The 16765-nt window shown below is 66.1% G+C and carries 17 protein-coding genes and 2 pseudogenes; 12 read left to right on the top strand and 7 right to left on the bottom strand.

What is annotated here, in order from left to right:
- Nucleotides 1–142: 142 nt before the first annotated feature.
- Nucleotides 143–1423 (bottom strand): ISAs1 family transposase, encoded by a 1281-nt coding sequence (locus tag DL519_RS18100; protein ID WP_190816502.1) that lies wholly within the window; start codon nucleotides 1421–1423, stop codon nucleotides 143–145.
- Between the two features lie 859 nt (nucleotides 1424–2282).
- Between DL519_RS18100 and DL519_RS18095 the strand changes: the two genes are divergently transcribed.
- Together DL519_RS18095 and DL519_RS49435 are read left to right on the top strand one after the other, a co-directional pair.
- Nucleotides 2283–3584, top strand: coding sequence for an ISL3 family transposase (locus DL519_RS18095; protein WP_190816500.1), 1302 nt, complete (start codon nucleotides 2283–2285; stop codon nucleotides 3582–3584).
- Nucleotides 3585–3747: 163 nt separating this feature from the next.
- Complete coding sequence (locus DL519_RS49435; protein WP_223839188.1) at nucleotides 3748–3990, top strand: enoyl-CoA hydratase-related protein; 243 nt, start codon at nucleotides 3748–3750, stop codon at nucleotides 3988–3990.
- 245 nt (nucleotides 3991–4235) lie between these two features.
- On the opposite strand, the gene DL519_RS18085 is transcribed toward DL519_RS49435, so the two are convergent.
- Nucleotides 4236–4661 (bottom strand): SsgA family sporulation/cell division regulator, encoded by a 426-nt coding sequence (locus tag DL519_RS18085; protein WP_190824047.1) that lies wholly within the window; start codon nucleotides 4659–4661, stop codon nucleotides 4236–4238.
- A gap of 239 nt (nucleotides 4662–4900) precedes the next feature.
- Nucleotides 4901–5128: pseudogene (locus tag DL519_RS18080) on the bottom strand (IS256 family transposase); the annotation flags it as partial.
- A 102-nt stretch (nucleotides 5129–5230) separates the two neighbouring features.
- On the opposite strand from DL519_RS18080, the gene DL519_RS18075 reads away from it, so the two are divergent.
- The 7 genes and pseudogenes from DL519_RS18075 (at nucleotide 5231) to DL519_RS18050 (ending at nucleotide 11257) form a co-directional block, all read left to right on the top strand.
- A complete protein-coding gene (locus tag DL519_RS18075) occupies nucleotides 5231–6361 on the top strand; it encodes a site-specific integrase (protein ID WP_190814034.1) in 1131 nt (376 codons plus the stop codon).
- On the top strand, nucleotides 6358–6699 hold the full coding sequence (locus DL519_RS18070) for a hypothetical protein (RefSeq protein WP_190813056.1): 342 nt from the start codon (nucleotides 6358–6360) through the stop codon (nucleotides 6697–6699). Before DL519_RS18075 ends, DL519_RS18070 begins: the two co-directional genes overlap by 4 nt.
- On the top strand, nucleotides 6696–8711 hold the full coding sequence (locus DL519_RS18065) for a tyrosine-type recombinase/integrase (protein WP_223839189.1): 2016 nt from the start codon (nucleotides 6696–6698) through the stop codon (nucleotides 8709–8711). Before DL519_RS18070 ends, DL519_RS18065 begins: the two co-directional genes overlap by 4 nt.
- The gene (locus DL519_RS46755) at nucleotides 8701–9156 is read left to right on the top strand and encodes a DUF6262 family protein (RefSeq protein ID WP_223838804.1); all 456 of its coding nucleotides are present in this window, start codon (nucleotides 8701–8703) and stop codon (nucleotides 9154–9156) included. The genes DL519_RS18065 and DL519_RS46755 overlap by 11 nt, the downstream gene beginning before the upstream one ends.
- A gap of 98 nt (nucleotides 9157–9254) precedes the next feature.
- Nucleotides 9255–9482: pseudogene (locus DL519_RS18060) on the top strand (IS256 family transposase); the annotation flags it as partial.
- A 429-nt stretch (nucleotides 9483–9911) separates the two neighbouring features.
- Nucleotides 9912–11015, top strand: coding sequence for an inorganic phosphate transporter (locus DL519_RS18055; RefSeq protein ID WP_190816498.1), 1104 nt, complete (start codon nucleotides 9912–9914; stop codon nucleotides 11013–11015).
- A 17-nt stretch (nucleotides 11016–11032) separates the two neighbouring features.
- Nucleotides 11033–11257 carry a hypothetical protein gene (locus DL519_RS18050; RefSeq protein ID WP_190816496.1) on the top strand — a complete coding sequence of 75 codons (225 nt, stop codon included), beginning with the start codon at nucleotides 11033–11035 and terminating at the stop codon, nucleotides 11255–11257.
- A gap of 51 nt (nucleotides 11258–11308) precedes the next feature.
- On the opposite strand, the gene DL519_RS18045 is transcribed toward DL519_RS18050, so the two are convergent.
- Nucleotides 11309–11614, bottom strand: coding sequence for a hypothetical protein (locus tag DL519_RS18045; RefSeq protein ID WP_190816494.1), 306 nt, complete (start codon nucleotides 11612–11614; stop codon nucleotides 11309–11311).
- Between the two features lie 416 nt (nucleotides 11615–12030).
- Between DL519_RS18045 and DL519_RS18040 the strand changes: the two genes are divergently transcribed.
- Nucleotides 12031–12456 (top strand): SsgA family sporulation/cell division regulator, encoded by a 426-nt coding sequence (locus DL519_RS18040; protein ID WP_190824045.1) that lies wholly within the window; start codon nucleotides 12031–12033, stop codon nucleotides 12454–12456.
- 245 nt (nucleotides 12457–12701) lie between these two features.
- Here the strand turns inward: DL519_RS18040 and DL519_RS49430 are convergent, their stop codons facing one another.
- Nucleotides 12702–12944 carry an enoyl-CoA hydratase-related protein gene (locus DL519_RS49430; protein ID WP_223839188.1) on the bottom strand — a complete coding sequence of 81 codons (243 nt, stop codon included), beginning with the start codon at nucleotides 12942–12944 and terminating at the stop codon, nucleotides 12702–12704.
- Nucleotides 12945–13827: 883 nt separating this feature from the next.
- Complete coding sequence (locus DL519_RS50135; RefSeq protein ID WP_190816492.1) at nucleotides 13828–14226, bottom strand: response regulator transcription factor; 399 nt, start codon at nucleotides 14224–14226, stop codon at nucleotides 13828–13830.
- Here DL519_RS50135 and DL519_RS18025 point away from each other — a divergent pair.
- Nucleotides 14225–15808 (top strand): Na+/H+ antiporter, encoded by a 1584-nt coding sequence (locus DL519_RS18025; protein ID WP_190816491.1) that lies wholly within the window; start codon nucleotides 14225–14227, stop codon nucleotides 15806–15808. The two genes, DL519_RS50135 and DL519_RS18025, sit on opposite strands and share 2 nt — an antisense overlap.
- 195 nt (nucleotides 15809–16003) lie before the next feature.
- Nucleotides 16004–16345 carry a hypothetical protein gene (locus DL519_RS18020; RefSeq protein ID WP_190816489.1) on the top strand — a complete coding sequence of 114 codons (342 nt, stop codon included), beginning with the start codon at nucleotides 16004–16006 and terminating at the stop codon, nucleotides 16343–16345.
- Here the strand turns inward: DL519_RS18020 and DL519_RS50130 are convergent.
- Nucleotides 16230–16652, bottom strand: coding sequence for a hypothetical protein (locus DL519_RS50130; protein ID WP_397545060.1), 423 nt, complete (start codon nucleotides 16650–16652; stop codon nucleotides 16230–16232). The two genes, DL519_RS18020 and DL519_RS50130, sit on opposite strands and share 116 nt — an antisense overlap.
- Between the last annotated feature and the right edge of the window lie 113 nt (nucleotides 16653–16765).

The following is a 16765-nucleotide window of genomic DNA, read 5'->3' as shown; positions in this document are numbered from 1 at the left end:
CGCAGCACCGGTAGCGCCCGTGCCTAGCCCTGGGAACCTCCCTGGCCCCGCAGCTAGACCGGTGCTGGCGAGGAATCCGTCGATGAGGCCTGACGCATACTGCATGCGTTTGAGTCGGGTGCGTGCCAGTGTCAGGAGATCGTCAAAGTCGGTTTGTGCTGGTAGCGGCTGCGATGATCGGAATGATTCGGGTTCGGTCAGCGGCGATACGTTCCAGAGTTCGGGTGATCTGGGTGATTCCGGCCAGGCGTAATAGCCCGAGGGCGAGGTTGCGGAGGGTGGCCATGACCTGGGCTCCTGTTCCGGTGTAGGCGTGTTGGTGGTCTTCGCGGTAGACGACGTCTCGAACCCAGTGAATCTTGTTCTCTATGCCCCAATGTTGGCGGACGAACCGGGCGATCAGGTCGGCGCCGGCTTGTTCGGCGGTCAGGCTGGTGATGCCGTGCACGACCTCCTTGGTCAGGTGGTTACCCGCGTGGTCGAAGGTGTCGCGGCGGATACGAAACACTTGTGCGGCACCGGGAAAGTCAACATCGTTGGCCGGTGCGACCCAGATCTGGCGGCGCACGATCTTGCCTGTGCTGCGGTCGGTTTCGGCGTGATGCGCGGTGCCCGGCGCGGCCGGCGGGAGCACTGAGGCGATCTGGGTGAGCAGGGTGGGCTGGTTGCCTTTCACCGTGAGTGCGTAGTGGTCGCCCCGGTCCTGGGTCAGGTACGCGGCGGTGGTGTGCTGGGCGTGCGCGGCGTCCCCGGTGACGACCACACCGGTCAGATCGATGTCCTTGAGCAGCGCGGCCACCTGGGTGATCTCGTTGGTGCCCTCAGGAACCCGCAACTGAGCAATGACGACGGCTTCTCGGTGCAGCATCGCCGAGAACAGCTTCACCTCGCTGCCTTCCGGATCGCCGGGCGCCACCGTGTTCCGCAGGGTCTTGCCATCCATGGCCACACCGACCAGTCCCTCTGGTCCGTGGTCATCACCCCCGGCCACATCGACGCCACGGGCCAGGGCCGCAGCCGCAGCTTGCTCCCGCAGCCACCGGCACACCTGCTCATCGGCGGCGTCAGCATCGATATCGTGCGCCACCCGACGAATCGTCGATTCGCTGGGCGCGACATAACGCCCGGTCAACAGGTGCCGACGGCAGCCGGCCAACACCAACAACTCCTGCGGCAGGTCCGCGGCACGATCCCCCGCTTCCCGGAAGTTACCGGCCCCGGCCAGCGCTGCGAACACCGTTACCGCCAGCACTGAACCAACCCGGTGACGAACCCCGCGCGGCTTGCGCGGGTCAGGCACCCGACTCAGCATCTCGACCAACCCGCCCACCGCGGCAACACCGACGTCCATGCCGATCTCCACGGACGCACCGAACCCGCCAGCAATCGGCGAGCACGAATCCTGGACATGCGACACTGACACCGGTGGCCTCCTGTTAGGACGATGATCAAGGTGTGGTAACCCGCATCATCGCAGGCAGAAGGCCACCACCCACATCCAGACACACCACGCGTCACCACGCACTCAGGACTTCACACCAAGATCACAAACTTTGACGTTCCCCTGGTGCCAGTGTGGCCAGGTTGGTGATGGTGCCGGCAGCGAGGCTGGGTTTGAGGTGTGACCACACGGACTCGACCCTGCTGATCCATTCACCCGAAGCATGCCGAGCACTGACCAGCTTCCGAACCTTGCGTTCCTCGACCACATCTCGCGGCGCTCGCGCCACCAACGACCTCGGCAGAACCCACCACCCTCGATCACAACACCGAGATCGATGATCTCGGTACGTGATCATTAAGGGACGCAGCACTAATTAGCAGGATTGCAACAGCTGGGAGTGCAGGCAGGAGCCTGCCGCGTTGAGAAGCTTGAGGGTGCGCGGGGAATGCCAGCGAACGACATCGTGGGCCTCCGGGCCGGCGATGCGCGGGGTGGGGCGGGCAACCCCCCGACGGTCACCCGCGCCCCTTTCCCCGACTCCCGGCGATGTCCCCGAAACCTCACCGGACACATACGCCCCTGGTCGCGAAATCAACGACGCATGTACAAACAGCGTGGCGAGCTGCCGGCCGGTCGCGCAACCGGCGGAAGAAAACTCTGCGTTTCGCTGAACCACGCCACCAACGAAACCGCGCAGAAACCCACTCTTTTCCCGCTCTTGTGACTGATCCGTGGGTGATGTGAGCTGCTGTTTTAGGCCTGGAGACGGGGGCACGCCGTTGCTTCGTCTAGGTTTCTGGCTTGTCGAAGGTCAGGAACCGAGGGGACGGAGAACGGCGTGTCGAAGGCCAGTTTATGGCGTGCTCTGGTGGGCGTCGACAGGCGCACGGTGATCGAGGATGTGGAGTTCGACGAGGCCGCGGAACGGGTGATGGTGCACGTGCGCCCGCGCAAGGGCGGGCGCGGCCGTTGCGGCCGGTGTGGCCGCTGGTCCGGGCGGTATGACCGGGGCGAGGGACGGCGCCGGTGGCGGGCCCTGGACCTGGGCACCATCCAGGTCCATCTCGAGGCCGCCGCGCCGCGGGTGCGCTGCCGGGAGCACGGGCCCACCGTGGCGCGGCTGCCGTGGGCGCGTCATGGCGCCGGGCACACCTTGGCTTTCGACGACACGGTGGCGTGGCTGGCGGTGCGCTCCTCGAAATCGGCGGTATGCGAGCTGATGCGCATCGCCTGGCGCACCGTGGGTGCGATCGTGGCCCGGGTGTGGGCCGACGCCGAAACCCAGAGTGACCGGTTCGGTGGGTTGCGGCGGATCGGGATCGATGAGATCTCCTACAAGAAGCATCACCGCTATCTGACGGTGGTGGTGGACCACGACACCGGGCGGCTGGTGTGGGCCGCGCCGGGGCGCGATTCCGCGACGCTGAACCGGTTTTTCGACGCCCTCGGCGAGAGGCGCGCCGCGGAGATCACGCATGTGTCCGCCGATGCGGCCCAGTGGATCGCCGACACCGTCGCCCGCCGCGCCCCGAAGGCCATCCGCTGCGCCGACCCCTTCCACGTGGTCGCCTGGGCCACCGAAGCACTCGATGCCGAACGGCGACGGGCCTGGAACGACGCCCGCGCCCTGGCCCGCACCGAAGGCACACGCCGCCGGGGCCGCCCGGCCACCGACTCCCCGGCCCGTCCCGGGCACGAGAAAGCCAAGAAGCTCAAAGACTCCCGTTACGCGCTGTGGAAAAACCCCGAAGACCTCACCGAAAACCAGCAGGCGAAGCTGGCCTGGATCGCCACCACCGACCGCCGCCTGTACCGGGCCTACCTGCTCAAAGAAGGACTCCGGTACGTCTTCACCGCCAAAGGCGAGCAAGGCAAACAAGCCCTGGACCGCTGGACCTCCTGGGCACGGCGCTGCCAGATCCCCGTCTTCGTCGAGCTCGCCAAGAAGATCACCAAACACCGCGCCCCCATCGACGCCGCCCTCGAACACGGCCTCTCCCAAGGACTCATCGAATCCACCAACACCAAAATCCGCCTGCTCACCCGCATCGCCTTCGGATTCCGCAGCCCCCAAGCACTCATCGCTCTCGCCATGCTCGCCCTCGGCGGCCACCGACCCACCCTCCCCGGACGCGCCTAACCCACCCACGGAAGCAGCAGAAGAGCCCCTTTTCCTCCGGGAACCAAAGCGAACGAAGGCACTCTGCTGTCCCAGAAACTGTCCAGCACAACACTCGAGCAACACCGCGGTGACGCCCGAGCCCAGCGGATCCGGATATTCCTCCTCCTGCACTGACCGCTGCTTGGACCAGCAGGCGCCGCGCGACCCCGCTGTCGGGCATGAACCTCAAGGCATTCGCGGCAACACTCCCGTCATCCCCGGCCGGGGCTTCGCCGGTCTCACCCGAGCGCGACTCCGCACCCCGCTCATCGCCGTCGTCGAAGGATGGGCGCTGGGCGGCGACACCGAGATGGCACTGGCCTGCGACCTGATCGTGGCCGCCGAGGACGCTGCATTCGGCCTTCCGGAGGCAACGCCGGCCTGATCCCCCAGAAGGCGGCCTCGTCCGCCTGCCAGCACGCCTCCTGCGGAACATCGCCATGGAGATCTTCCTCAGCGGTGACCACCTCTCCGCCGCGCGCGCCGAGCAATTCCGGTAGCGGTACAGAGACGTACCCGACGACGACGAATTCCTTGCATGCAGCGCAGCCTGGCCGAGTTTCCAGGTGTTCAGCGCCGCCAGGTCCCCGGCCGGCGCCTGGCGTGCGGCGCTTCGGGAGAACCCGGCCACTACAGGTTGTACGAGAGCAGCCGGCTCAGCACCTCATCGACGTTCATCCACCGGTGTTCGTCACCGGGAGCGACCACGTCGTAGGTGCCGTTCAAGAACTCCACAAGCTGATCAGCATTCACCTCGAAGGTCGCCTGCCCCGACGGCGAGCTCAACGCGATCACGACCAACCCCGGACGGTCCAGTCGAGGGCCGATCCGCACATCGCCTTCGCCCGCCTCGGCGACCAGCCCGTCGGCCAGCAGGTCGCGGGCGATCACCCAATCCACCTGACCGGCCTTGCCCACGTTGAACTTCATACAAATCTCGTACGGATTGCGGCTGTCGTACCCCAGTTCCACGCCAACCGGCGCGATCACACCCGCCGACGCTACCAGATTGAAGACCATGGTGGCGAGCACCGTACCGTGATCGTTTGCCATCATGTCCCCACTCCCAAGCATCTTCAGCCAGATCTTCTCGTTCATCGCGCTCCCTTTTTCGGTTAATCCCCAGCCTTGGCGGCTCCAGTGCTCAGCTCCGCCAGCCAGAGTCGGTGAATCCTTGCCCACCGACTAGCACGGACGCTGCCGATTTCTGGTTCAAAGCCACGATTGGACTACCCAAGATCGCGGAGTCCCGTCAGACGAACGAGGAATTGTCGATACCTGTGGATCAAGATTGTTTAGGCGGCGGTGGGTGGGGCGTGGTCGTCGGGGCGTTCGACGAGTTTGCCGCCCTCGAAGCGTGCTCCTGCGCGCACGAGCGCGACGAGTTGGGGTGCGTTGACCGCGCGCCAGCGTGTCTGCGCTGACTCGATCAGCTTGAAGGCCATCGCCAGCCCGGCCGCGCGAGAGCCTGGTCCCTTGGTGACTTTGCTGCGGTGCCGCACGGTCGCGAACGTGGATTCGATGGTTATCTGGAGCTTCCGTGCGTGTGTCTTCCATGTGTGCCACGGGTTTGTCGTGGGCTGCGGTCGGCGTGGTGGACATGGTTATCTCCGGGCTCGTCCAGCATGTCGATCACGTTGGAGGAGCAGGTGCAGGTGCAACGGGTGGCGATGCCCGCCTCGCGGGTGCCGTCGTGGACGGTCCTGGGCGATGACGACGCCCCGGTCGAGCCGATCGAGCGTTATCTGGCCTATCTGACCGATATCGAGCGGTCACCGAACACGGTCAAGGCGTATGCGCATGATTTGAAGGACTACTGGGTCTTCCTGGAGCATCGGGGCCTGGACTGGCGGGAGGTGCGCCTGGAGGACATTGGTGAGTACGTCGCCTGGCTGCGGCTGCCGCCGACCGGCCGTGATGGCCAGGTGGCCGTGCTGCCCTCGCTCCAGCCGCATGTGGCTGGGTCCACGATCAACCGGAAGCTTTCGGCGCTGGCGGCGTTTTATGCGTATCAGGCGCGGCATGGCGTGGATGTCGGTGAGCTGTTGACCACGTGGCAGGTGCCCGGTCGGCGGGGCGGGTGGAAGCCGTTTTTGCACCACATCAGCAAGGACAAACCCCAACCGAGCCGGATGATCACGGTGAAAGCACCGAAGAAGCTGCCCCGGATCCTGACAGTCACTGAGATGCAGTCCATTGTGGATGCTTGTGACCGGCTGCGAGATCGCTTCCTTTGGTCCTTGTTGTGGGATTCCGGCTGCCGGATCGGGGAGGCGTTGGGCCTGCGGCATGCCGATATCGCCGCCGCGGAACGGGAGATCGTGATCGTGCCCCGGGTCAACGACAACGGCGCCCGATCCAAATCACGCGAGCAACGCGCCGTCCCGGTCTCCACGGAGCTGATCCGGCTGTGGGGTGACTATCTGCACGGCGAATACGGCGATGTGGACTCGGACTACGTGTTCGTGAACCTTTTCGCCGAACCACGGGGGCAGGCGTTGTCCTACCCGGCGGTCTACGAGCTGGTGAAACGGCTGCGGCGACGCACCGGGATCGACTTCGATCCGCACTGGTGCCGGCATTCGGCGGCGACCAGGATGCTGCGGGACGGCGTGCCCATCGAGGTCGTGTCCAAGGTCTTGGGCCATTCCTCGGTGACCACCACGATGTCCGTTTACGGGCATTTGACCGCCGAGGACGCGCGGCGGGCGTTGGAGAACGCAGGTTGGTTCACCGGGCGTGAGGTGAGCTGGTGAGCCTGTTCGAGATCACCCACGCCCAGCGCGCAGGATGGCAGCGCCGCGCAGCTGGCGAACTGGCCGCGATCCTGGATGCCCACCCACATCTGCCGATCATCGCGTGGACGCTGGCGCCCTCCGGCAGCCTCGTGGTGGGGCAGGTGAACGGACCCGCGCCAGCTGAGCAGCTCCGCGCGACATTCGAGCATTGGCGGTCCGCCCTGCGGCTTGCCGAGCCCCACGAGGTCACCTTCAGCGGCGGATCGGTGTTGCTGACCACGCAGGCGGCGTTCAACCATGTCCGGATCAAGCTGACCGCCACCCTTCCGCCCGACGCGCGGCAGGTGACGCCATGAATCGCGAAATTGCCAAGGCGCAGCGGCAAGCCACGGCCTCTCCCGGGCTGCTGGAGAAGTTGATGGCCGCGGTGCGCCCGGAGTTCCGCAGCGACCTTGTCGTTTTCGATCCTCGCGATCCGGTGTTCGGTGGTCCGGCATGCGCAGTGCCCGGATGCGTCCGGACAGCGCGCAGCCAGGGATTGTGTCCCGGGCATCATCAGCGGTGGTGGCGCAGGGAGGGCAAGCCCGATCTCGCGCGGTTCATCGCCACCACAGACCAGCAGGTCGCCGGCCCGTTGAGCGACAGTCCCACCAGCAGTGTGGTGCCCGCCTGCGAATGCAAGGTCAGCCTTGCCGCGCTGGCCCCGCAGCTGAAGCTGGAGGTGCAGTATGTGCTGCAATGCCGCCGCGACGAGCGGCTGGTCCGGACCCAGGTCACCACGGTCGCTCGCATGGTGCGGCTGTTGGCGGGCCTGCCGGTCGCCTCGCTGCTGGACTGGGACGAGGAGACCTTACGGACCGCGTTTGGTCGCCCGGCGCCGAAGGACGCGGGACCGCGGACCCTGGTTATCTACGGGGTGCGCAAGCTGGAGGATCTAGCCGAGGACCACGGATGGGACACCGAGTATCGGCGGGATGTGTGGCGGTTGCGGCGCCTCGGGCGGCCCACCGGAGGCGGGTCTCCCGCTCGCCTGCGATTCAATGCCATTGCCCAGCCGTGGTTGAAGGAGTTAGCCAAGCGGTGGGTGCGGTGGCGGTTGAGTACAGGACTGGGCAGCACCGCCGCGGCCCGGTGTGTCACCGCGATCACGCGGTTCGCACAATTCCTTGCCACCCACGAGATCGGCATTGACAGCCTGGCCAGCGTGGATCGACCGGTCCTGGAGCGGTACCTGGCCGACCTGCACGTCGAGTTCACCGGCCGACCGGCGCATCGCACCCACGTCAGGCTGCTCAACCAGTTCTTCAACGCGATCCGCCAGCACAGCTGGGACTCCTCGCTGCCGACGACCGCGACATTTTATCCCGAGGACTACCCGAAACACGGCGAACAACTGCCTCGCGCGGTAGCCGAGTACGTGATGGTCCAGGTAGAACATCCGTCCAATTTGGACCAGTGGGACCACCCGGCCTACCGGCTGGTCACGCTCATCCTGATCCGCTGTGGCTTGCGCGTCTCCGACGCGCTCAAGCTGCCGTTTGACTGTGTCGTCCTAGATGCCGAGGGCGCACCCTATCTGCGCTACCACAATCACAAGATGAACCGGGAGGCACTGGTCCCGATCGATGAACAACTCCAGCAGTCGATCAGCGAGCAGCAGCAACACGTCCTGGGCCGCTGGACCGACGGTGTCCCGGTGCTCTTCCCCCGCCCCCTGACCAATCCGGACGGCTCCAAGCCTGTCAACAGCGCCACCTACCGGCAGGCCCTGCACCGATGGCTGCAACGCTGCGACATCCGCGACGAACACGGCCGCCCGGTGCATCTCACTCCCCACCAGTGGCGGCACTCGCTGGGCACCAGATTGATCAACCGGGACGTGCCGCAGGAAGTGGTCCGCCGCATCCTCGATCACGACTCGCACCTCATGACAGGCCACTACGCCCGGCTGTCGGACACGACGATCCGCCGGCATTGGGAAGCCGCACGCAAGGTCAACGCCAACGGCGAGACGGTGACCCTGGACCCCGACGGGCCGCTGGCCGAGGCGTCCTGGGCCAAGCAGCGGATCTCCCGCGCCACCCAGGCTTTGCCCAACGGCTACTGCAGTCTGCCGCTGATCAAGACCTGCCCGCATGCCAACTCGTGCCTAACCTGTCCGATGTTCATCACTACCACCGAGTTCCTCCCCCAGCACCGGCACCACCAGCAGCAGGTGTTGCAGATCATCACCGCGGCCGAGGCGCGGGGCCAGACCCGCATGGTGGAGATGAATCGCCAGGTCGCCGACAACCTCGCAAAGATCATCACAACCCTCGAGAACGGCGAAGCCAACACCAGCAGGGAGACGTCAGCCGATGCGTCCTGACAACACCGCCCCGATCATCGCCGCGGCCCAGCGACGCCGCGAATTGACCCGAGCGAAGGCCCTCCAGGCACCGCGCGAACTCGACCGCACCGGCGCGCCGATCACTTTCCAGTCAGTGGCCGCAGCAGCTGAGGTGTCCCGGTCCTGGCTCTATGCCCAACCCGACATCCGGGCCGAAATCCAACGCCTACTGGAGGCAACCCGGCGCGCTCCCGCAGCGCCGATTCCTGCAAGTCAGCGCACCTCGGAGGAATCTGCCCTGGCACGACTGGACATCGCCCTCAAACGAAACCGCGAACTCGCCGAAGAAAACCAACGGCTTCGCCGACAACTCGCCCGTGCACTCGGTGAGCACCGCCGATCACCCCATTCGCGAGACCCCGGCGATTCACCCCCACCTCCAGCCAAACCGCATCGCACTTCAGTAACGATCGGACCCTGCTGAACCCACCCCGACAACCGCCGGCGGTTGCGTCGACAACACCATCTACGACGCAACCGCCCAGGCCAAAGCAATGATCATCCGCCGAACTCAAGATAACCATCGAATCCACGTTCGCGACCGTGCGGCACCGCAGCAAAGTCACCAAGGGACCAGGCTCTCGCGCGGCCGGGCTGGCGATGGCCTTCAAGCTGATCGAGTCAGCGCAGACACGCTGGCGCGCGGTCAACGCACCCCAACTCGTCGCGCTCGTGCGCGCAGGAGCACGCTTCGAGGGCGGCAAACTCGTCGAACGCCCCGACGAACACGCCCCACCCACCGCCGCCTAAACAATCTTGATCCACAGGTATTGACAATTCCTCGTTTTCTTCTCGCAGGTCGGCGAGCTGTTTCGTGTTGAGGCACCTTTGGCACTGCTCGCGCAGCTCCAGGGAAGCGAGCCACTCCTGCGGAACGGCCCGTGCCCCGTGAAGCGGCACCGAGCTGTGGCAGTTCGCCCCGGACTGGCTGCTGGCGGTCCGCGAGGCGAGCTTCAACGACTACCGGCTTGAGCCGTCCGAGCGGGGCCTCTGATTCGCGGGTGGCATCCGGTAGTCGGGTACCGGCGAACGATGCTCCGGTGGTGTTTCACGCGAAGGTCCCGGCCGACGATGTCGATCCCGCGGTGCTACGGATGTGTGAGCGTGGTGCGGAAATCGGGCGGCACCACCAACTTTCTGCCCTCGACATCCCGGTCTGCGCCCGTACAGCATGTGGACATGGACATCTCGTTGGTGCTCCTGGTCATCGTCACTGCCATGGTGTTCGATTTCACCAACGGATTCCACGACACCGCGAACGCGATGGCGACCTCGATCGCCACCCGCGCCCTCCGGCCGAAGGTCGCGGTCGGGATTTCGGCCGTGCTCAACCTCGTGGGTGCTTTTCTGTCGGTCCAGGTGGCCCAGACGATTTCCAGCGGAATCGTCAACGAGGCCCGGATCGGTCCGTCGGTTGTCTTCGGGGGTTTGGTGGGCGCGATCCTCTGGAACCTGGCCACCTGGTTGGTCGGGCTGCCATCGAGTTCCTCGCACGCGCTGATCGGAGGGCTCATCGGTGCTACGTGGGTGGCGGCCGGTTCCAGCGCAGTGCAGTTCGCCACGGTCGTCGAGAAAGTCGTGGTGCCTGCGCTGACGTCCCCGGTGATCGCGGGCGTAGTGGCCATGATCGCCACCTACCTCGCCTATGTCCTGACCCGCCGCACCGACCGATCGGTGCGTGTGGGCGGGTTCCGGGCCGGTCAGGTGGCCTCTGCCTCGCTGGTATCGCTGGCGCACGGCACGAACGACGCGCAGAAGACGATGGGCGTGATCACGCTGACGTTGATCACGGCCGGCGCGCTGCCCGTGGGTTCGCGTCCGCCGGTGTGGGTGATTCTCATCGCCGGGCTGTCCATAGGGGTGGGTACCTACTTCGGTGGGTGGCGAATCATCCACACCGTGGGCAAGCGCATCACCGAGATCGAGTCGCCGCAGGGTTTCGCGGCGGAGGCCAGCACCGCCGCGGTGATCCTTTCCAGTTCGCATGTCGGTTTCCCGCTGTCCACCACGCACGTCGCCTCGGGCAGCGTCGTCGGAGCGGGCGTCGGCAAGAAACTGGCCGAGGTGCACTGGGGAGTGGCCGGGCAGATGGTGGTCGCGTGGGTCCTGACCTTGCCCGCCGCGGCCGCGATCGGTGCAGTCGCCGGCGGGGTCGCCTCGCAAGGCGTCGGCGGCACGGTGCTCGTCGCCGTGGTCGCCCTCGCACTGGCGGCGGGCGCCTTTTGGGTGTCGCGACGAAATCCGATCAATGCGACGAACGTCAACGAAGTTCCCGTGAGCTGAGAGGGGCAGGCGCAGCGATGCACACCAGTTGGGGCGGACTCGGCAGCGTCTTCGTGGTCTCGCTGGCCGTTGGCGTCGTCGTCGTGGTGCTGTTCAGCCTGGGCATCGTGGCCATGGGGAAACGCACCGCCGCGTTCGAGCGACACACGTCGTCGCTAGGACCCAACGTGACAGCGGCATTGTGCTTTGCGGCCTGCGTCGTGCTTGTCCTCTACGGTCTCTACCTCGTCGTCGCGGGCTGACCGACTGGTCGGCGATGAAGACCGAGGGCGCCAGCCATTTGCCCAGATGCGTCAGCGCCGACACCACTTCCTTGTTGCTCCCGACCAACCAGGTGTTGGGCGACACACCGCGACCATCACCAGGAACACCGCCACCGACAGCGCGATCCGCTGCGCGTCCAGTGTCACGAACAACGCCGTGTAGACCGAAACATTGTCGGCGCCGTGCGGGGGCCCTGATGGCCACGCTTGACGCCGCCTCGGCGCGGCTGGCACCGCTGCCCGCCGGATGAGGGCCGCCTCGCCACCTCCACACAGCGCCGTCCCGTCGGTCGGGGAGGTCACCGACCGGTGCGTCGGTTCCCTGCGCGTGCGCATGTACCACCCCGGGACGCAGCCGAGCCCGCTTCCAGCGGCCGTCTACCTGCACGGCGGGGGATGGGTGGTCGGTGACCTGAACTCCCACGACGGCGTCGAGGTTCATGGTGCGCTCTAGTGGCTGGCTTGGTGCAGTCACGTAGTTGACGAGTTCCGCGGCATTTTTGGGGTGTGAGCAGTAGAGCGGGGGGTTCAGGTTCGTCTGGCGGGACTCCGCGGTCTTGGGTAGTCCAATCGTGGCTTTGAACCAGAAATCGGCAGTGTCCGTGATCCTCGCTCTGGCATCGTCGGTGGGCACGGAGTCGCCGACTCTGGCTGGCGGAGCTGAGCACTGGAGCCGCCAAGGCTGGGGATTAACCGAAAAAGGGAGCGCGATGAACGAGAAGATCTGGCTGAAGATGCTTGGGAGTGGGGACATGATGGCAAACGATCACGGTACGGTGCTCGCCACCATGGTCTTCAATCTGGTAGCGCCGGCGGGTGTGATCGCGCCGGTTGGCGTGGAACTGGGGTACGACAGCCGCAATCCGTACGAGATTTGTATGAAGCTCAACGTGGGCAAGGCCGGTCAGGTGGATTGGGTGATCGCCCGCGACCTGCTGGCCGACGGGCTGGTCGCCGAGGCGGGCGAAGGCGATGTGCGGATCGGCCCTCGACGGGGTTTTCCGGGGTTGGTCGTGATCGCGTTGAGCTCGCCGTCGGGGCAGGCGACCTTCGAGGTGAATGCTGATCAGCTTGTGGAGTTCTTGAACGGCACCTACGACGTGGTCGCTCCCGGTGACGAACACCGGTGGATGAACGTCGATGAGGTGCTGAGCCGGCTGCTCTCGTACAACCTGTAGTGGCCGGGTTCTCCCGAAGCGCCGCACGCCAGGCGCCGGCCGGGGACCTGGCGGTGCTGAACACCTGAAAACTCCGCCACGCTGCGCTGCATGCGGGGAATTCGTCGTCGTCGGGTACGTCTCTGTACCGCTACCGGAATTGCTCGGCGCGCGCGGCGGAGAGGTGGTCACCGCTGAGGAAGATCTCCATGGCGATGTTCCGCAGGATGCGTGCTGGCAGGCGGACGAGGCCGCCTTCTGGGGGATCAGGCCGGCGTTGCCTCCGGAAGGCCGAATGCAGCGTCCTCGGCGGCCACGATCAGGTCGCAGGCCAGTGCCATCTCGGTGTCGCCGCCCAGCGCCCATCCTTCGACGACGGCGATGAGCGGGGTGCGGAGTCGCGCTCGGGTGAGACCGGCGAAGCCCCGGCCGGGGATGACGGGAGTGTTGCCGCGAATGCCTTGAGGTTCATGCCCGACAGCGGGGTCGCGCGGCGCCTGCTGGTCCAAGCAGCGGTCAGTGCAGGAGGAGATATCCGGATCCGCTGGGCTCGGGCGTCACCGCGGTGTTGCTCGAGTGTTGTGCTGGACAGTTTCTGGGACAGCAGAGTGCCTTCGTTCGCTTTGGTTCCCGGAGGAAAAGAGTGGGTTTCTGCGCGGTTTCGTTGGTGGCGTGGTTCAGCGAAACGCAGAGTTTTCTTCCGCCGGTTGCGCGACCGGCCGGCAGCTCGCCACGCTGTTTGTACATGCGTCGTTGATTTCGCGACCAGGGGCGTATGTGTCCGGTGAGGTTTCGGGGACATCGCCGGGAGTCGGGGAAAGGGGCGCGGGTGACCGTCGGGGGGTTGCCCGCCCCACCCCGCGCATCGCCGGCCCGGAGGCCCACGATGTCGTTCGCTGGCATTCCCCGCGCACCCTCAAGCTTCTCAACGCGGCAGGCTCCTGCCTGCACTCCCAGCTGTTGCAATCCTGCTAATTAGTGCTGCGTCCCTTAATGATCACGTACCGAGATCATCGATCTCGGTGTTGTGATCGAGGGTGGTGGGTTCTGCCGAGGTCGTTGGTGGCGCGAGCGCCGCGAGATGTGGTCGAGGAACGCAAGGTTCGGAAGCTGGTCAGTGCTCGGCATGCTTCGGGTGAATGGATCAGCAGGGTCGAGTCCGTGTGGTCACACCTCAAACCCAGCCTCGCTGCCGGCACCATCACCAACCTGGCCACACTGGCACGCACCCGACTCAAACGCATGCAGTATGCGTCAGGCCTCATCGACGGATTCCTCGCCAGCACCGGTCTAGCTGCGGGGCCAGGGAGGTTCCCAGGGCTAGGCACGGGCGCTACCGGTGCTGCGCCGAACAAGGCTCTGGGACGGCCAACGCGGCGATCGTCGGAAGTTTTAGCTGGTCACATGTTGTCCGACCCTCTTGGGTGGAGTGGCGATGACGGGACTGGGGAGGCCGGCACGGACTCTCTCCGGCCGCAGCGCCTGCCAATTCGGCCCACTGCCCTCCGCAGGGCAGCCTGATCCGGCCTTCCAGGCGGCTGTTCGGGTGGCGAGGTTGACGATGTCGTTGCCAAGGGGGACGGTGGCGGCATTGTTCGGGGTGGTGCGGTGGGAGACTGCGCGGATGCGGGCGAGGAGTTCGTCGAGGCCGAGCGGTCTGGTGAGATAGTCGTCGGCGCCGGAGTCGAGGACGTCGACCTTGTCGCGGCTGATGCGGGGACGCGGGCGGCGTTTCCTGCAACTTTCGTTGCGGCGGAATGTCTGCGAAGGGCGCCGCGTTGGCGTTGCCATGGGCGGCGCCGAAGTCCTCATCGGCGGGCTGCTGGTATCGGTTGCGGTGCTGGCGGCGTTGGCCCGCCTTATGTCGATTCCGTACCCGATCGTCTTGGTGCTAGGCGGGGTATTGATCGGGTTCGTGCCGGGCCTCCCGCGCGTCGCGCTCGACCCGGAAGTCGTGCTAGTGGTGTTCCTGCCGCCCTTGCTGTACTGGGCGGCGTTGTCCGCCAATTTCCGGGATATGCGGGAGAACCTGCGGGGCTTGGTGCTTAGCTCCGTCTGCTTGGTGTTGGCGACGATGGTTGCGGTGGCGGCGCTGGTGCACGCCCTCGTCCCGGGCCTGTCGTGGCCGGCGGCCTTCGCGCTCGGGGCAATCGTGTCCCCGACCGACCCGCTCGCCGCCGGGCTGGTCATGCGACGCCTGGGAGTGCCTCGGCGAGTGGTCAGCGCTGTGGAGGGCGAGGGGCTGTTCAACGACGCGACTGCCCTGGTGGCTTACCGCGTGGCCGTGGCGGTGATCGTTGGCGAGAGTTTCTCGCTCGGCGGGGCTGGGCTAGCGTTCGTTGCGGGTGCCGTGGGTGGGATCGCGATCGGTCTGGCCGTCGGCTGGCTCGTCGTGCTGATTCGCCGCCATACCTATGACGTCCAGGTGAGTCTCACGATCTCGCTGCTCAGCGGGTACGCTGCCTTCATTCCCGCCAACGCGGTCGGCGCGTCTGGCGTGCTCGCCGCAGTGACCACCGGGATCTATGTCGGAATCCGCGGCGTCCCCGAGTTGTCCGCGCGCACCCGTTTGCAGGGCGTGGTGCTGTGGGATGTTCTCACCTTCCTGATCAACGCGGTGCTTTTCGTGCTCGTCGGTCTGCAGCTGCGCAGCACCATCGACGGGCTGGCGGGATACCCGGCCGCCGGACTCGTCGGCTACGCGCTCGCGGTCACGGGCGTGGTCGTGCTGGTGCGGCTGGCCTGGTTCTTCGTCGTCCCATATCTGATCCGCATGATCGACCGGCGACCGAGCCAGCGAGCACGCCGCGTGGGCGCACGTCACCGATTGCTGGTCGCCTGGAGCGGGATGCGCGGTGCCGTCTCGTTGGCCGCAGCCCTGGCGCTGCCGCTGACCACCCGGACCGGAGGCCCGTTCGCGCACCGCGACTTGATCGTCTTCCTGACGTTCGCAGTCATCCTCGGCACGCTCGTCGTGCAGGGGCTGTCCCTGCCTGGCCTCGTCCGGTTGCTCCGGGTCTCCGACAGCGGCGTTGCGGAGCAGGAGGACCTTCGCGCGCGGTTGGCCGCGACGCGCGCCGCGCTCGCTCGGATCGATGAGCTGGCCAAGCAGGAGTGGACGCGTGACGACAGCGTCCGCCGGTTGCGCGTGGCGTATGAGTACCGCGAGCGTCGCCTCGGCGCGCGCAGCGGGGAAATGACCGACGAGGGTTACGAGGAACGGTCGTTCGCCTACCAGCAGATGGTGCGCGCGGTACTCGAAGTGCAGCGGACGGCCGTGGTGGCCCTGCGCGACCGGGGCGAGATCTCAAACGACGCGATGAGGCAGCTTGTGCGGGAATTCGACCTCGAAGAGGCGCGACTGGAGATCTGAACCGCCTGGGGTGACGCGATCTGCGCGGACCAGGCCCGCGAGCGAGGTCCTCAGCGGATCACTTTCAAGCGGCGATCTGATCGCGCCCCGAGTACGGGATTTGCCCAGGGAGCGCTTCAGCGACGTCGCATCGGGAATGCGCGTCCATGCCTTTTGCGGGAACCTCGTAGGACTGGATACCGAAATATCGGCGAGGTGCAGGTCCCCGAGTCGCCGACGCAAGAACCGGTCGTTGATGCTGCCATCGCGGCGAAGTCGAGCAGTGGTGACCTGTCGCCGGTGCAGGCGGGACGTTCGTACAACTGGTGCTCGCCCTTCGTCACGGGCATGGCAGCGGCTGCTGGCGTGGCAGTGACCTACGGCGTTATCGAGTTGATCATTGCCGCTCGTCAGGTGCTGATCCTCATCGGGTACGTGTTCTTCATCGCGACGGGTTCGGAACCAACGGTGTCCTGGTTGATACGACACCGGCTGCCGAGGCGCGGCTCTGCTGGGAGTGATCGGCGCATTTCGTCGCCATCCCCGTGGCGGCGGTGATCCGGTTACTGCTGCGCGAGCTCGTGCTGCCTCGCCTGGACCACGCGTGAGGATCCGCCACGCGGGAGGCCGATTCGTCAGATGGAGGGCGAGCGGCTCGACCGAGCGGCTGTTCTGATCGCCAACGTTCATCTGGCGAACAGCCGACGGCTGGGACCGCCTGATGCGACGGTCCCCGACAAGAGGCGCTGTGCACGTCGGTGAATGAGGTCGGCAGATAGGTCGTCACGCTCGCCGAGGGCACGAACTCCGCCATCGCGGTGTTCACTGCCGCCGACACGCTCGCCGGCGGTGCAGTCGGGAACATGCGGGAGAGCTCGCCGTTCACCAGTTCCAGCTCCCGTTCGAGCCATTCGTGATCGATTGTCTCCACCTGGCCTCCTGTCTTCGAGGACAGGATCACCGGACAAATGGGGGCCT

The organism is Saccharopolyspora pogona (genome assembly GCF_014697215.1).
In the GTDB taxonomy this organism is placed as follows: Bacteria; Actinomycetota; Actinomycetes; order Mycobacteriales; family Pseudonocardiaceae; genus Saccharopolyspora; species Saccharopolyspora hattusasensis.
The sequence above is the reverse complement of the archived record's forward strand: the minus strand, read 5'-3'. Positions and strand labels throughout refer to the sequence as shown.

Bases quoted from the DNA above. Each gene is read 5' to 3' on its own strand.
- DL519_RS18085 (WP_190824047.1), bottom strand. From the start codon at position 4,661: ATGATGGCAAACGATCACGGTACGGTGCTCGCCACCATGGTCTTCAAT.
- DL519_RS18075 (WP_190814034.1), top strand. From the start codon at position 5,231: ATGTCGATCACGTTGGAGGAGCAGGTGCAGGTGCAACGGGTGGCGATG.
- DL519_RS18065 (WP_223839189.1), top strand. From the start codon at position 6,696: ATGAATCGCGAAATTGCCAAGGCGCAGCGGCAAGCCACGGCCTCTCCC.
- DL519_RS46755 (WP_223838804.1), top strand. From the start codon at position 8,701: ATGCGTCCTGACAACACCGCCCCGATCATCGCCGCGGCCCAGCGACGC.
- DL519_RS18055 (WP_190816498.1), top strand. From the start codon at position 9,912: ATGGACATCTCGTTGGTGCTCCTGGTCATCGTCACTGCCATGGTGTTC.
- DL519_RS18050 (WP_190816496.1), top strand. From the start codon at position 11,033: ATGCACACCAGTTGGGGCGGACTCGGCAGCGTCTTCGTGGTCTCGCTG.
- DL519_RS18045 (WP_190816494.1), bottom strand. From the start codon at position 11,614: ATGCGCACGCGCAGGGAACCGACGCACCGGTCGGTGACCTCCCCGACC.
- DL519_RS18040 (WP_190824045.1), top strand. From the start codon at position 12,031: ATGATGGCAAACGATCACGGTACGGTGCTCGCCACCATGGTCTTCAAT.
- DL519_RS18025 (WP_190816491.1), top strand. From the start codon at position 14,225: ATGGGCGGCGCCGAAGTCCTCATCGGCGGGCTGCTGGTATCGGTTGCG.
- DL519_RS50135 (WP_190816492.1), bottom strand. From the start codon at position 14,226: ATGGCAACGCCAACGCGGCGCCCTTCGCAGACATTCCGCCGCAACGAA.
- DL519_RS50130 (WP_397545060.1), bottom strand. From the start codon at position 16,652: ATGTTCCCGACTGCACCGCCGGCGAGCGTGTCGGCGGCAGTGAACACC.